Genomic DNA, 13,282 nt, shown 5'->3' on the forward strand with positions numbered 1-13,282 from the left:
GCCATCCGGACCACATCCCTTCAACGCAAGGAGCGAAAGCGATGCCCGAAGAAGCCCAGACGACCGGCGGCACCCTGACCAACCGCCAGGGCCACAAGGTCTACGACAACCAGAACACGCGCACGGTCGGCTCCCGCGGCCCGGCGACGCTCGAGAACTACCAGTTCCTCGAGAAGATGAGCCACTTCGACCGCGAGCGCGTCCCCGAGCGGGTGGTGCACGCCCGCGGCGCGACGGCGTTCGGCTACTTCGAGTCCTACGGCACCTGGGGCGACGAGCCGGTCGAGAACTTCACCCGGGCCAAGGTGTTCCGCCAGGGGGCGCGCACGGACGTGGCCCTGCGCTTCTCCACGGTGGCCGGCGGCCGCGACTCCTCCGAGGTGGCCCGCGACCCGCGCGGCTTCGCCGTGAAGTTCTACACCGAGGACGGCAACTGGGACCTGGTCGGCAACAACCTGGGCGTCTTCTTCATCCGCGACGCCCTGAAGTTCCCCGACTTCATCCACTCGCAGAAGCCGGACCCGGTGACGTTCGAGGCGTCGGTGGCGAACCGCGCGTTCGACTTCTTCAGCCAGTCCCCCGAGGCGCTGCACATGGTCATGCTCGTGTTCAGCCCGCGCGGGATCCCCGCGGACTACCGGCACCAGCAGGGCTTCGGCGTCAACACGTACAAGTGGGTCAACGCGGCGGGCGAGACGAAGCTCGTGAAGTACCACTGGGTGCCGAAGGACGGGGTGAAGTCCCTGACCGCCGAGGACGCGGCGAAGGTCCAGGCGCGGACGCTGGGCTCGCACACGAAGGACCTGTACGACGCCATCGAGCGCGGCGACTACCCGGAGTGGGAGCTGCAGGTCCAGCTGATGGACGACCACGACCACCCGGAGCTGGACTTCGACCCCCTGGATGACACGAAGGTGTGGCCCGAGGACCAGTTCCCGCCGAAGAAGGTCGGCCGCATGGTGCTGGACCGCGCCCCGGAGAACTTCTTCGCGGAGAACGAGCAGATCGCGTTCGGAACCGGCGTGCTGGTCGACGGGCTGGACTTCTCCGACGACAAGATGCTCGTGGGGCGGACGTTCTCCTACTCGGACACGCAGCGCCACCGCGTGGGCCCGAACTACCTGCAGCTGCCGGTCAACCGGCCGAAGGCTCCCGTGGCGACGAACCAGCGCGACGGGCAGATGGCCTACGGGGTGGACACGGCGCCGAACTCCAACCCGCACGTGAACTACGAGCCGAGCATCACCGGCGGCCTGCAGGAGGCGGAGAAGGGGTCCGGCTACCACGCCTCGCTGGGCCCGGAGATCAGCGGCCGGCTCACGCGCGAGCGGATCGAGCGGACCAACGACTACCAGCAGGCCGGCGAGCGCTATTGGCTGCAGGACGACTGGGAGCGCGAGGACCTCGTCCGGAACCTCTCCGACGCGCTGTCCCAGTGCGACCGGGCGATCCAGGAGCGCATGGTCTGGCACCTGTACATGATCGAGGACGAGCTGGGCCAGAAGGTCGGCGACGCGGTCGGCGTCTCGCTCGACGACGTGAAGGACCTGGGGCCGCTGGCCACCCAGAACCTCAGCGCCGACGAGCAGGCCCGGATGAAGAACCTGGGCCGCAACGGCAAGCGCGAGGTCCCGGCCGGGCGCGTCATGACGCACTGCGTCCCGAACGAGCGCGTGACGGTCGAGGGGTAGCGCCCAGGACGACGGCGGCGGCCGCGGAGCCCGGGGCTCCGCGGCCGCTGCGTGCTACGCCGTGGTGCCGGCGGGGGTGGCCTCGGCGGCGGTGAGCGGTCCGGGGGCGCGGCCGGTGAGGTAGGCGGCGGCGCGCTCGCCGATCATCACCGACGGGGCGTTCGTGTTCCCGGTCGGTACCTGGGGCATGATCGAGGCGTCCGCGATCCGCAGCCCGGAAAGCCCGTGCACGGCGAACGTCTCGGGGTCGACGACGGCGCCGGCGTCCCGGCCCATCCGGCAGGTGCCGACCTGGTGGTGGTAGGTGACGACGGAGTCGCGCACGTACTGCTCCAGGTCCTCGTCCGCGACCTCCGGCCCCGGGTAGAGCTCGGTGGGCTCCCACCCGGCCAGGGCCTCCTGGCGACCGATCTCGCGGCACTGGCGCACGGACTCGACGAGGGCGTCGACGTCGGCCTGCTCGGACAGGGCGCCCAGGTCGATGCGCACCGGGTCCTCCGGGCGGGGGCCGGTGAGGGTGAGCTCACCGCGGCTGGCCGGCCGGACGAGCCCACCGAGCATCGAGAACCCGTTCTCCGGCCCGGCCATCCCGCCCGGGTACTCCTGGGAGTACATGGGCACGGAGAAGAAGATCGGCTGCGTGTCGGCCACCGGCAGCCCCGGGCGGCTCGTGGCGAACAGGTGCACCTCCGCGGGGGCGGTCTCGCCCATCGGGACCGGCCGGCCGGTGGAGTAGATGACCGGGGCCAGCAGGTGGTCGTGCAGGTTCTTCCCGACGCCGGGCAGGTCCGCCACCGGCTCGATGCCCACGCCGCGCAGCTCCTCCGCCGGGCCAATCCCCGAGCGCAGCAGGATCTCCGGGGAGCCCAGGGCCCCGGCGGCCAGGATCGTCTCGCCGGCCCGGACCTCGGCGGCGCCGCCGTCGGCCTCGTACGCCACGCCCGTGACCCGCCCGTCCTCCACCAGGAGCCGGCGCACGTGCGCGCCGGTGAGCAGGGCCAGGTTCGGGTGCCCGGCGACGGGCTTGAGGTAGGCCCGCCACGTGTTGAGGCGCTTGCCGTCGCGCACGTTCAGCTGCATCCGGGACACGCCCTCGACGTCCCCGGAGTTGTAGTCCGGGTTCAGCCGGTGCCCGGCCTGCACGGCGGCGGCGAGCATGTCCTCCTGGACCGGGTTGCGCGGAAAGTCCTCCACGACGTCCAGCGGCCCGCCGCTCCCGCGGGTGTCCGAGGCGCCGCCGTCGAAATCCTCGATGGCCTTGAACACCGGCAGGACGTCGTCCCAGCCCCAGCCCGGGCAGCCGGAGGCCTCCCACTGTTCGTAGTCCCACCGGTCCCCGCGCACCCAGATCGTCGCGTTCAGGGCGTGCGAGCCGCCGGTGACCTTCCCGCGGGGCAGGTGCAGGCGCCGGTTCGAGCATCCCGGCTGCTCCACCGTGTAGTAGTCCCAGTCCTGCTCGCTGTGCCAGAGCAGGCCCAGCGTGTTCAGGTCATCGATGTGCGGGTTCGTGTCCCGGCCGCCGGCCTCGAGCAGGGCCACGGTCTTGCCCGCGTCCAGCAGGCGCCGGGCGATCACCGCCCCCGCCGATCCGCAGCCGATGACGATGTAGTCGAACTCCTGGGTGGACATGGTCCGCCTTCCGGTGTGGTGGGCATCACGGGCCCCACCAGTCTCCGGCGTGCGGCCGCCGCCGTGTTGACGATGCGCGCACCGATGTTGGCGTTCGGCGTCCGCCCCTCGGGGCCGAACGCGCTCCCCGGCGCCGCCGTCGTCCGCACCATCCCGGCCGCCGCCCGCACGATGCCCGGCCCCGCCGCACGACGCCCCGCACCATCCCGGCCGCCGCCCGCACGATGCCCCAAGAAAAGTGCGCCGAATCCGACAAAACGCTGCGCATTGGACAGCGATTTGTCCAACCGGCGACGGTTTTTCGGGGCGGCTACCGCGGAGGTGTCGCTACGGAGGGCGCGCGGGGACGACGACGGCGCCGGCGCGGTCCCGTAGTCCGGGGTTCGGGTCCGCGGCCGGGGCCGGGGCCGGCGCCGGCGGCCGGACGGCCCGGACGGTCGCCCTGCGCCAAGTCCCGTGCCCGCAGCGCCAAGCCCGCGCGCCACCGGCCGTGGGAGGCTCGCCGGAGGATCGGAATCCCGCGTCCCGAAAGGCACCCATGGACCTCCACGCCCCCGACTGGGCCGAGCCGGCCGTCCGCAGCGCACTCCCGCGCTTCGGCTTGCCCGCCGACGCCCCACTGTCCTTCATCAAGCACCGCGAGAACACCGTGTACCGCGCCGACGTCCCGGGCCGCGGCTCCTACGCGGTGCGCCTCCACCGGCCCGGCCACCGCACGGACGCGCAGATCCGTGCGGAGCTGGGCTTCGCCGCGGCCCTGGGCGAGCGCGGCGTCCCCGTCATGCGTCCCGTCCGGGTCGTCGGCGTCGGTGCCGGTGGAGTTCCGGCGCCAGCGGCGACGGCCCCGGCGGCGGCTGGCCGGGCGGCGACGGTCGGAGGCGTTCCGGCCCAAGCAGTGCCGGCGTCGACGGTATCGGAACCGAGCCGCGCCGACGGCGACGCCGCGCACGCCGCCGTCGACACCCCGCTGGGGCGCACCCAGGTGGACGTCCAGCACTGGGTCGCCGACGCCCGCCCGCTCGGCTCCGTCGAGGACTGCTGGTTCGGGAAGGATGATCCGGCCCCCGGGGTCTTCGACGCGCTGGGCCGGCTGGCCGCGTCGGCCCATCTGGCCGTCCTGGAGCCGCTGCCGGTGCCCTACGACCGGCCCCTCTGGGACGGGGACGGGCTCCTCGGCGCCGAGGCGGTCTGGGGCGACCCGCTCGGGCTGGACCACCCGGACCGCCACCGGCTGGCGGAGCACCTCGGCGCGCTGCGCGGCCGCCTCGCCCGGGCCCCGCGCGGCGAGTGGTTCGGCCCCATCCACGCGGACTTCTCCCCGGAGAACGTGCTCGTCGGCCCCGACGGGCCGACGCTGATCGACTTCGACGACTGCGCCCTCGGCTGGCACCTCTTCGACCTCGCGACGGTGCTGTTCTGGTACCACCGCCACCCGCGCGCCGGCGAGTACCGGGAGGCGCTGCTGGACGGGTACGCCGCGCTGCGGCCCCTCCCTCCGGAGCAGCTGGCTGTCCTGGACGACCTCGTCGTCGCCCGCGGCTGCACCTACCTGGGCTGGGCCGCCGACCGCCGGGGCGACGACGCGGCGGAGTTCATCGTCGACCACGTCGCCGGCCCGGTCGCCGACCTCGCCGCCGCCCTGCCCCTGACCCCCGCCCGCTGACCATGACCGGAGCCCCCATGGACACGACCCTCGACGCCCTCCTCGACCGCCGCGCCGCGACGCTCGGCCCGCACTCCCCGCTCTTCTACCGCACGCCGCTGCACCTGGTCTCGGGCGAGGGCGTGTGGGTCACCGACGCCGACGGGACGCGCTACCTCGACGGGTACAACAACGTCCCGCACGTCGGGCACGCCAACCCCCGGGTCCGGGAGGCGGTCTGCTCCCAGCTGGGGACACTGAACGTCCACACCCGCTACCTCAACTCCCGCGTCCTGGACTACGCCGAGCGCCTGCTGGAGACGTTCGCCGCCCCGATCGACCGGCTGTTCCTGACGAACTCCGGCTCAGAGGCCAACGAGCTGGCCCTGCGCCTGGCCCGCCAGCACACCGGCGCCACCGGCGTCCTCGTCACGGACTTCAGCTACCACGGCAACACGGCGTCGCTGGCCGAGCTCACGACCGGCCTGAAGGTCCGCGAGCGCTTCGGCGCCCACGTGCGGACCCTGCACGTGCCCGACACCGCCACGGGCGCCGATCCCGCGGCGCTCCTGGCCGAGGCGGAGCGCGGCGTCGACGCCGCGCTGAGCTCCCTCGCCGAGGAGGGCCACGGCGTCTCGGCGCTGCTGGTCGACCCGCTGTTCTCCACCGAGGGCATGCCCCGCCTGCCCGAGGGCTACCTGCCGATGCTCGCGCGGAAGGTGCGCGCGGCGGGCGGGCTCGTCGTCGCGGACGAGGTCCAGTCCGGCTTCGGCCGGCTCGGCACCGCGATGTGGGGCCACCAGGCCGGCGGCCTCGACCCGGACCTGGTCACCATGGGCAAGCCCATGGGCAACGGGCACCCCATGGGCGGCGTGGCGACGACGGCGGCGCTCCTGGACGAGTTCGGCCGGCACAACATGTACTTCAACACGTTCGCGGGGAACCCGGTCTCGGCGGCCGCGGGCCTCGCGGTGCTGGACGAGATGCGCGACCAGGACCTCATGGCCCACGCGCACCGGCTCGGCGGGCGGGTCCACGCGCGGCTGCAGGAGCTCGCGGACGGATCGGACCGCATCGCCGCCCGCCGCGGGACGGGCCTGTTCTTCGGGCTCGAGCTGGTTGGGCCCGACGGGCGCCCGGACGCCGGCCTGGCCGGGCGGCTCGTCGAGACCATGAAGGCCCGGCGTGTGCTGATCAGCCGGATCGGGCCGCACGACAACGTCCTGAAGATCCGCCCGCCCATGGTCGTCGGGGACGACGAGGCGACGCTGCTGCTGGACGCGCTGGAGGAGAGCCTGGACGAGGTCCTGGCCGGCGCCTGAGGCGGAGCGCACGACGGCGCCCCCGATCCGGAGCGGACCGGGGGCGCCGTTTCGTGTCGCCGCGGTGCTGCGCAACGGGCGGCTGTCGGCCCCTACGCGGCGGCCGTCGGGGCCGTGCCGGTGTCGGCCAGGGCGGCGAGCTCCCCGAGCAGCACGGCGTCCAACTGTGCCTGCAGGGCCGCCGCCGTCGGGTCCCCGGCCAGGTTCTCCAGCTCGTCCGGGTCCGCGAGGTGGTCGTAGAGCTCCAGCTCGTCGGCCCCGAAATAGCGGGTCATCCGCCCCGCCTCGGTGATGACGGTCCGCATGCGCACGGGCGCGGGCAGACCGTCGAGCGAGAACGGCTGGTCCTCCTCGATGAGCAGCGCGTCGCGGTGCCGGTCCGTGTCCCCGCGCAGCACCGGCAGCAGGCTCCGGCCCTGGATGCCCCGGAACGCCGGGGCCCCGGCGAGGTCGAGCAGCGTCGGCGCGAGGTCGGCGCTCGAGGCCAGCGCCGGGACCCGGACCCCACCCGGCATGCCCCCGCGCGGGTCGTGCACGAGCAGCGGCACGCGCGTGACCGCCCGGTAGTGGACGAAGTGCTTGAGCATCAGCCCGTGGTCGCCGAACAGGTCGCCGTGGTCGGCGGTGAAGACGACGACAGTGTCCTCAGCCTGTCCCGTCTCCTCCAGCGCGCGCAGCACCCGCCCGACCTGCTCGTCCATGAACTCGATCAGCCCGTACTGGGCGGCCGCGGCGGCCCGGTACTGCTCCTCGGTGGCGCAGAACGTCATCGTGGGGTCGGGATTCGGCAGGCCGCGCGAGGCGGCCATCTTCTGGACGTGGGCCGGCGACTGGGTGTGCTCCTGGTTGAAGCCGACCGGCAGCGGCAGGGACGCCGGCTCGTACCGGTGCGCGTACTCCTCGGGCGGGGCGAACGGGTGGTGCGGGTCCGGGAAGGACACGAACAGGAAGAACGGGTCCTCGGTCTCCGCCGCCGCCCGCACGCGGGTCTCGGCGCGCTCCCCGATGTAGCTGGTGGGGTGCGCGGAGGCCGGGATCGCGGACGTGTAGACCTGCTCCCACGCCCCGGACCGCTCGCGGGCGGCATCGACGCCGCCCAGCACCGCCGGGTCGACGCCGCGCTCGCGGGCCCAGTGCGTCCAGTGCCCGCCCGGGGCGTCGCCGTGCCCGACGACGAGGTCCACCTCCTGGTAGCCGTAGTAGTCGGCCGGCAGCGGCAGGTGCCCGCGTTCGTGGCGCTCGCGGTTCTCCCACTGGTCCCAGCCGGGCTCCCGGCCGCGGACGGCCGCGTCGTCGGCGCCGCCGTCGAGCAGCAGGGGCGAGGTCTGCTCGATCTGCTCCCGCTGCTCGGGCTCGAAGTCCCAGCCCATGTTCTGGTGGTGCAGCTTCCCGACGGCGGCGGTGCGGTAGCCGGTGCGCGCGAGCTGGCGCACGAACGTGCTCGAGTCCGGGTCCAGCGGGATCCCGTTGCACCGGGTCCCGTGCGCGGAGGGCCAGCGGCCGGTCAGCAGGCTGGCCCGGTTCGGCATGCACGTCGGGTTGGCGACGTGGGCGTTCTCGAACACGGCCGAGCGGGCGGCCAGGGCGTCGAGGTGCGGGGTGCGCACGGTGGGGTTGCCGCCGAACCCGAGGTGGTCGGCGCGGAGCTGGTCGGCGATGAACACCAGGATGTTCGGGCGCCGCGCCCCCTCCGCCCCGCTCACGCCTGCGCCTGCCGGATCAGGGAGAGCGTGCGGGAACGCAGCTCGGAGAACTCGGGCAGGGCCCGGGTGGCGATCTGGTCGCGGGACCCGGGCAGGTCGACGTCGATGACCTCCAGGACGGTGGCGGGCTTCCGCCCGATGGCCACGATCCGGTCCGAGAGGTAGACGGCCTCGTCGATGTCGTGGGTGACGAGCAGGATCGTCATGCCGAACTCCTCGCGGATCCGCAGGCACAGGTCCTCGAGCTCGAAGCGGGTCTGCGCGTCGACGGAGGCGAACGGCTCGTCCATGATCAGGATCTCGGGCCGGTAGGCCAGCGCGCGGGCGATCGCCACGCGCTGCTGCATGCCGCCCGAGAGCTGCCACGGGTACTGCTTCGCGGCGTGCGAGAGCCCGACGGCGCGGAGGGCCTCGTCGATGCGCGAGCGGACCTCGGACTGGGGCAGGCGCAGGTGGCGCAGGGGCAGCCGCAGGTTCTTCTCCACGGTCAGCCACGGCATGAGGGACCGCGAGTAGTCCTGGAACACGAGGGCCATCTCGGCCGGGGGGCCGGAGAGGCGCCGCCCGTCGATGTACATGGCGCCGCGGGTGCTCGGGTGCAGCCCGGCGAGGCACTTCAGCAGCGTGGTCTTGCCGACGCCGGAGGGCCCGACGATGCAGACGACCTCCCCGGACTCGACGGAGAACGTCAGGTCCCCGATGATCTCCTTGGCCTGTGGGCCGGAGCCGTAGCTCTTGCCGAGGTGCTCGACGCGCAGGCGGGGCTCGGCGGTCTGGGCGGTGTCCATGGTCTGCTCCGGGCGGTGGGCGGTGCGGGTGGCGGGGGCGGTGGCGCTCATGCTGCGCGCTCCAATCGTTTCGATCCGATGTACCAGGCCAGGACGCGTCGCTTGGCCAGGTCGAACAGGGCGTTGGCGAGGAAGCCGATCAGGCCGAGCAACAGGATCCCGGCCCACATGTCGGCGGACATGAAGCTCTGCTGGGCCAGCAGGGTCATGGCCCCGATGCCCTGGGCGGACCCGAGCATCTCGGAGGCGATCATCACGATGAAGGCCACCTGCAGGCTGACCTGCATGCCGGCCGCGATCTGCGGGCCGGCAGAGGGCAGGTACACGGCCCCGAGGCGCTCGGCGCGGGTGAGCCGGTAGACGGAGCAGACGTCCTTCATGCCGGTGTCCACGGCGCGGATGCCGTCGATCGTGGAGATCATGGTCGGGAAGAGCGCGGCCAGGACGATCGAGGTCACGCGCATCTCCGGGCCGAAGCCGATGAGCGTGATCAGGATCGGCACGAGCGCCACGGGCGGGATGCCGCGGACGAAGTGGATGACCGGCTCGAACATGGCCCGCAGGACGGGCACGGTCGCGATGACGAAGCCGAGGAGCACGCCTCCGACGACGGAGACCGCGTAGCCCACGGCGAGGTTGCGCAGGCTCAGCAGGACGTCGGAGGCGAAGTGGTCGAACAGCCACAGCGCCTGGAAGCGGCGCAGGATCTGCTCCAGCGGCGGGAAGAACGCATTCGTGGAGTTGGCGGATCCGAACCACCACAGGGCCACCAGGAGCACGGGGGTGCCGACGGCGAGGACCAGGTTCAGGGCGCGGCGGTTCATGGTGCCACCTTCCGGAAGGACGGGTGCCAGTGCAGGACGCGGCGCTCGACGGCGGTGCTGGCCCACTGCGACGCGATGCCGAGCAGCCCGAGCACGATCACCAGCGCGTACAGCGTCGGGTAGAGCCCGCCGGCCTGCGCCTGGTAGATGCTGCGGCCCAGGCCCGGCGCGCCGCCGAGGAGCCCGGCGACGACGACGATGACCAGAGAGGCGGGCGCGGAGACGCGGACGGCGGTGCCGATGAACGGCAGCGCTCCCGGAAGCGTGACGCGCCAGAGCGTCTCGACGGGGCCCAGCCCGTAGGACCGGGCGGTGGCCAGGGCGACCGGGTCGGCGTCGTGGACGCCGGCGATGGTCTGGATCGAGATGGACAGGGCGCACCCGACGACGACCAGCACCATCGCCATGTCCGGCGTGGGGCCCCAGATCATGACGGCCAGGGGCAGGACGACGATCGGCGGGATGGGCTTGAGGAACTCGGTCAGGGCCACGGTGGCGGCGCGGACGGGCTCGAAGCTGCCGATGAGGATCCCGACGACGACGCCGATGGTCGTGGCCAGGAACAGCCCGCCGGCGGCGATCCCGATGGTCAGGCCAGTGTCCTGCCAGAACGCCGCCGTCGTGAGCAGCGAGGCGAGCTCCGCGAGCGTCTCGGTGACGGTGGGCAGCCCGTTGCCGAAGACCCCGGCGGCCGCCGAGGCCTGCCAGGCGGCGAGCACCAGCGCGGCGCCCACGGCGCCGAGGCCGGCCCGGGCGGCGAGGCCACGCGCCGCGCGGGCGCGGGCCCCGCCGCGGCCGTCCCGCGCCGGCCCGGCGGCCGGCGCGGAACCCGCCTGCGCGGTGGCGGCGGTCGCCGCGGCCTGCTCCGGCCTAGTCGACGGTGCGGACGAGCGAATCATCGATGGCCACCTCCTGCTTCAGGTACCCCAGCTCCACGAGATTGGAGTTCACGCGCTGGATGTCCTCGATGCGCACCTCCGACGGCCAGTGGCTGTCGGCGCCGGCCTGGATCGTGGACAGGTCCACGCCCGTGACCTCCGCGGCCTTCTGCTGGGCCTCCTCCGGGTGCTCCAGGGCGTACTGGTTGGCCTTGTAGATGGCGCGGGTGAACCCGTCGATGGCCTCGGGGTCCTCCTGGATCTTCGATTCGCCGGCGACCCAGAGGCCGACGGCGCCCTCCTCGAAGAACTCGACGCCGGGCGCGGAGAGGAACGTGGCGCCGGATTCCTCGGCGCGCGTCGTGAACGGAGCGACGAGGCCGGCCGCGTCGATGCGGCCCTGCTCCAGCGACTGCAGCGCGGAGGCGGGGTCGAGGACCATCCAGTTGATCTTCGCGGGGTCGCCGCCGTCCTTGAGGACCGCGTTGGCGATGGTGACCTCGAGCTGGGCCTTGCGCGCCGGAACCGAGACGGACTTGCCCTCGAGGTCCTTGGGGCTGTCGATGCCGCTGTCCGCGGCGGCGTACAGCCCGGTGTCGTCCGCCTTGGAGGGGTCCGCCTGTTCCAGGACGCCGTCCGGGTAGCCGTCCGCTGCCGCGACCACCGTCAGGGGCACGTTCTGGGACAGCGCGTTGAGCAGGGGGATCGACGGCGTGTACGTGAGATCGAGCTGGCCGCTCTGGGCGGCGGCGATGCCGGCCGGCGGGTTGGCGACGACGGTCGTGGTGACGTCCAGGCCCTCCTCCTCGAAGAAGCCCTGCTCGATGCCCATCGTGATCGCGGCGTCGGAGGAGATCCCGACGATGCCGACGTTCAGGGGCGTGGGGCCTCCCTCGCCGCCGCCGGCGTTCGTGGAGCCGCCGCACGCGGCGAGGGTCAGGGTGAGCGTGGCGGCCGCGGCGACGGCCGGAACGGAACGGAGTTTCATGTCGGTCTCCCGGTTGCGGTGGTGGTTGGGTGGAACGGGGTCTGGGTGGTGCGCTCCCGCGCGCGGCTCCTAGGCGGGGACGGCGGCGCCGTCGTACACGACGCGCCCGCCCACGACGGTGGCGGCGGTCGGCAGGTCGGCGAGCGCCCGGGCGTCGGCCGGCAGGGGGCCGGCCAACACGCACAGGTCGGCCAGCTGGCCGGCTGCGACGCGGCCCTTGTGCGCCTCGGCCCGGTCCTGGCGGGCCGGCGCCTCGGTCATGAGCGCGAGCGCCTGGGCGAGCGTGATCCGCTCGGCGTCCCCGGCGCCGGGCCCGGCGCTGGTGTCGCGGGTGACGGCGGCGGCGACGCTGGAGCGCCAGTCGGGGGTGGTGACGGGCGCGTCGGAGGCGATGTTCGTGGCGACGCCGGCGCGCAGCGCGGTGGCCAGCGGCTGGTGGCGGGCGAACCGCTCCCCGCCCAGGACCCGGCGCATGAGCGCGCCGGCACCGGCGCGGATGGCGGGGTTGGTGCTGTAGCCGACGCCGGCGCCGACGAGCCGGGTCAGCGCGGCGTCGTCGGCGAAGGCGCCGTGGATGACGTAGTGGCGGGCGTCGCGCGGGAAGCGCGCCTGCACCGCGGCCACGGCGTCGACGACGGCGGCGGTCGCGGCGTCCCCGGTGGCGTGGACGCCGGCCTGCAGCCCGGACGCGTGGATGGCCGCGACGATGGCCCGCAGCTCCGCGACCCGTTCGGCATCCGTGGCGCCCGCGACGACCATGTGGCCGTGGGAGTGCCCGCACGGGGTCTCGTACTCGGTGCTCATCCATGCGGTCCCGGAGCGGGGGGTGCCGTCGGCGAAGACCTTGACGCCGGCGATGTTCAGCAGCAGCGGGTCGACGCCGCGGTCCCGGGCGAGGGCGGGCAGCGGGCCCGCGAGGCCCTCGCGGACTGCGGCCGCCGTCGCGCCGCCGGTCCCGGTGAAGAGCAGCAGCGCCGTGATGCGCAGCGCGAGGTCGCCGCCGGCCGCCAGGCCGACGAGCGCCTCCAGGGCCGGTGTTCCGCACGAGCCGCCGAGCAGGCTGTCGCCGCCGGGCCCGAGCCCGGGCTCGGTCAGGGACGTGATGCCGAGGGCGTGCAGCTCCGCCTGGTGGTCCAGCAGCGCCTGGCGGAACGCGGCCGCCGGCGGCTCCGGGATGGCCCGGTTGGCCAAGGCCATGGCGGCGTCGGTGAGGTGGCCGTTCGGGCGGCCGTCGTCGAAGGTGCCGACGACGCCGCCGGCCACGGCCGGGGCGGACCCCGCCAGGCCGGCGGCGCGGAGGGCGGTGGCGTTGAGGAGCAGCTGGTGGCCGGTCTGGTCGTAGGCGACGACGGGGGCGTCCGGGCGCAGGCCGTGCAGCGCGGCGGCGCCGCCGGGGCCGTGGACGACCTCGTCCCAGCCGTGGGCGCGGATCCAGCCGTCGGCCCCCGGACGGGCGCCGTCCAGAAGGGCCGCGACGCCGGCCCAGTCCGCCGCCGCCGACAGGTCGGTGAACAGGTGGCGGGTGGCCGCGCTGGCGCAGAAGTGCAGGTGCCCGTCGTTCAGGCCCGGCAGGATGGCGCCGCCGCGGACCTCGAGGACCCGGGTGCCGGGGCCGGCCAGGGAGCGCAGCTCCTCTCCCCCGACGGCGGCGATGCGCCCGCCCGCGACGGCGACGGCGCTGGGCCGGCCCTCCACGCGCGTGGCGTCCAGGGCCGGGTCGAGGCCGATCTCCGGGACGTAGCCTCCGGCGATGATCAGCTCGGGCGTTGTCTGCTCCACGCTTCCCCCTCCTGTGCCGCGCAACACGGCCAGCTGTG

The 13,282-nt window shown here is 73.9% G+C and carries 10 protein-coding genes; 3 read left to right on the top strand and 7 right to left on the bottom strand.

Annotation, left to right across the window (positions count from 1 at the left end):
- The first annotated feature begins 41 nt into the window (after positions 1-41).
- A complete protein-coding gene (locus AC1Q5D_RS07495; protein ID WP_481737955.1) occupies positions 42-1,691 on the top strand; it encodes a catalase in 1,650 nt (549 codons plus the stop codon).
- 54 nt (positions 1,692-1,745) lie between these two features.
- On the opposite strand, the gene AC1Q5D_RS07500 is transcribed toward AC1Q5D_RS07495, so the two are convergent.
- Entirely contained in the window at positions 1,746-3,320 is a 1,575-nt protein-coding gene (locus AC1Q5D_RS07500; RefSeq protein ID WP_481737956.1) for a GMC family oxidoreductase, read from the bottom strand.
- A gap of 538 nt (positions 3,321-3,858) precedes the next feature.
- On the opposite strand from AC1Q5D_RS07500, the gene AC1Q5D_RS07505 reads away from it, so the two are divergent.
- Together AC1Q5D_RS07505 and AC1Q5D_RS07510 are read left to right on the top strand one after the other, a co-directional pair.
- The gene (locus AC1Q5D_RS07505) at positions 3,859-4,983 is read left to right on the top strand and encodes a phosphotransferase enzyme family protein (protein WP_481737957.1); all 1,125 of its coding nucleotides are present in this window, start codon (positions 3,859-3,861) and stop codon (positions 4,981-4,983) included.
- Between the two features lie 17 nt (positions 4,984-5,000).
- Positions 5,001-6,284 (top strand): aspartate aminotransferase family protein, encoded by a 1,284-nt coding sequence (locus tag AC1Q5D_RS07510; RefSeq protein WP_481737958.1) that lies wholly within the window; start codon positions 5,001-5,003, stop codon positions 6,282-6,284.
- Positions 6,285-6,376: 92 nt separating this feature from the next.
- Here the strand turns inward: AC1Q5D_RS07510 and AC1Q5D_RS07515 are convergent, their stop codons facing one another.
- The 6 genes from AC1Q5D_RS07515 to AC1Q5D_RS07540 form a co-directional block, all read right to left on the bottom strand.
- Positions 6,377-7,987 carry a sulfatase family protein gene (locus AC1Q5D_RS07515; protein WP_481737959.1) on the bottom strand — a complete coding sequence of 537 codons (1,611 nt, stop codon included), beginning with the start codon at positions 7,985-7,987 and terminating at the stop codon, positions 6,377-6,379.
- Positions 7,984-8,775, bottom strand: a complete 792-nt coding sequence (locus AC1Q5D_RS07520) for an ABC transporter ATP-binding protein (RefSeq protein ID WP_481738064.1) — start codon at positions 8,773-8,775, stop codon at positions 7,984-7,986. Before AC1Q5D_RS07520 ends, AC1Q5D_RS07515 begins: the two co-directional genes overlap by 4 nt.
- Positions 8,776-8,822: 47 nt before the next feature.
- Complete coding sequence (locus AC1Q5D_RS07525) at positions 8,823-9,599, bottom strand: ABC transporter permease (RefSeq protein WP_481737960.1); 777 nt, start codon at positions 9,597-9,599, stop codon at positions 8,823-8,825.
- The gene (locus AC1Q5D_RS07530; RefSeq protein WP_481737961.1) at positions 9,596-10,498 is read right to left on the bottom strand and encodes an ABC transporter permease; all 903 of its coding nucleotides are present in this window, start codon (positions 10,496-10,498) and stop codon (positions 9,596-9,598) included. Before AC1Q5D_RS07530 ends, AC1Q5D_RS07525 begins: the two co-directional genes overlap by 4 nt.
- On the bottom strand, positions 10,470-11,465 hold the full coding sequence (locus AC1Q5D_RS07535; protein ID WP_481737962.1) for an ABC transporter substrate-binding protein: 996 nt from the start codon (positions 11,463-11,465) through the stop codon (positions 10,470-10,472). Before AC1Q5D_RS07535 ends, AC1Q5D_RS07530 begins: the two co-directional genes overlap by 29 nt.
- Positions 11,466-11,534: 69 nt before the next feature.
- Positions 11,535-13,244, bottom strand: coding sequence for an amidohydrolase (locus tag AC1Q5D_RS07540; RefSeq protein WP_481737963.1), 1,710 nt, complete (start codon positions 13,242-13,244; stop codon positions 11,535-11,537).
- Between the last annotated feature and the right edge of the window lie 38 nt (positions 13,245-13,282).

This window comes from Arthrobacter paludis (genome assembly GCF_056782315.1).

Excerpts from the sequence above, each read along its gene's own strand:
- AC1Q5D_RS07520 (WP_481738064.1), bottom strand. The coding sequence starts at position 8,775 with ATGGACACCGCCCAGACCGCCGAGCCCCGCCTGCGCGTCGAGCACCTC.
- AC1Q5D_RS07530 (WP_481737961.1), bottom strand. The coding sequence starts at position 10,498 with ATGATTCGCTCGTCCGCACCGTCGACTAGGCCGGAGCAGGCCGCGGCG.
- AC1Q5D_RS07510 (WP_481737958.1), top strand. The coding sequence starts at position 5,001 with ATGGACACGACCCTCGACGCCCTCCTCGACCGCCGCGCCGCGACGCTC.
- AC1Q5D_RS07495 (WP_481737955.1), top strand. The coding sequence starts at position 42 with ATGCCCGAAGAAGCCCAGACGACCGGCGGCACCCTGACCAACCGCCAG.
- AC1Q5D_RS07505 (WP_481737957.1), top strand. The coding sequence starts at position 3,859 with ATGGACCTCCACGCCCCCGACTGGGCCGAGCCGGCCGTCCGCAGCGCA.
- AC1Q5D_RS07500 (WP_481737956.1), bottom strand. The coding sequence starts at position 3,320 with ATGTCCACCCAGGAGTTCGACTACATCGTCATCGGCTGCGGATCGGCG.
- AC1Q5D_RS07535 (WP_481737962.1), bottom strand. The coding sequence starts at position 11,465 with ATGAAACTCCGTTCCGTTCCGGCCGTCGCCGCGGCCGCCACGCTCACC.
- AC1Q5D_RS07525 (WP_481737960.1), bottom strand. The coding sequence starts at position 9,599 with ATGAACCGCCGCGCCCTGAACCTGGTCCTCGCCGTCGGCACCCCCGTG.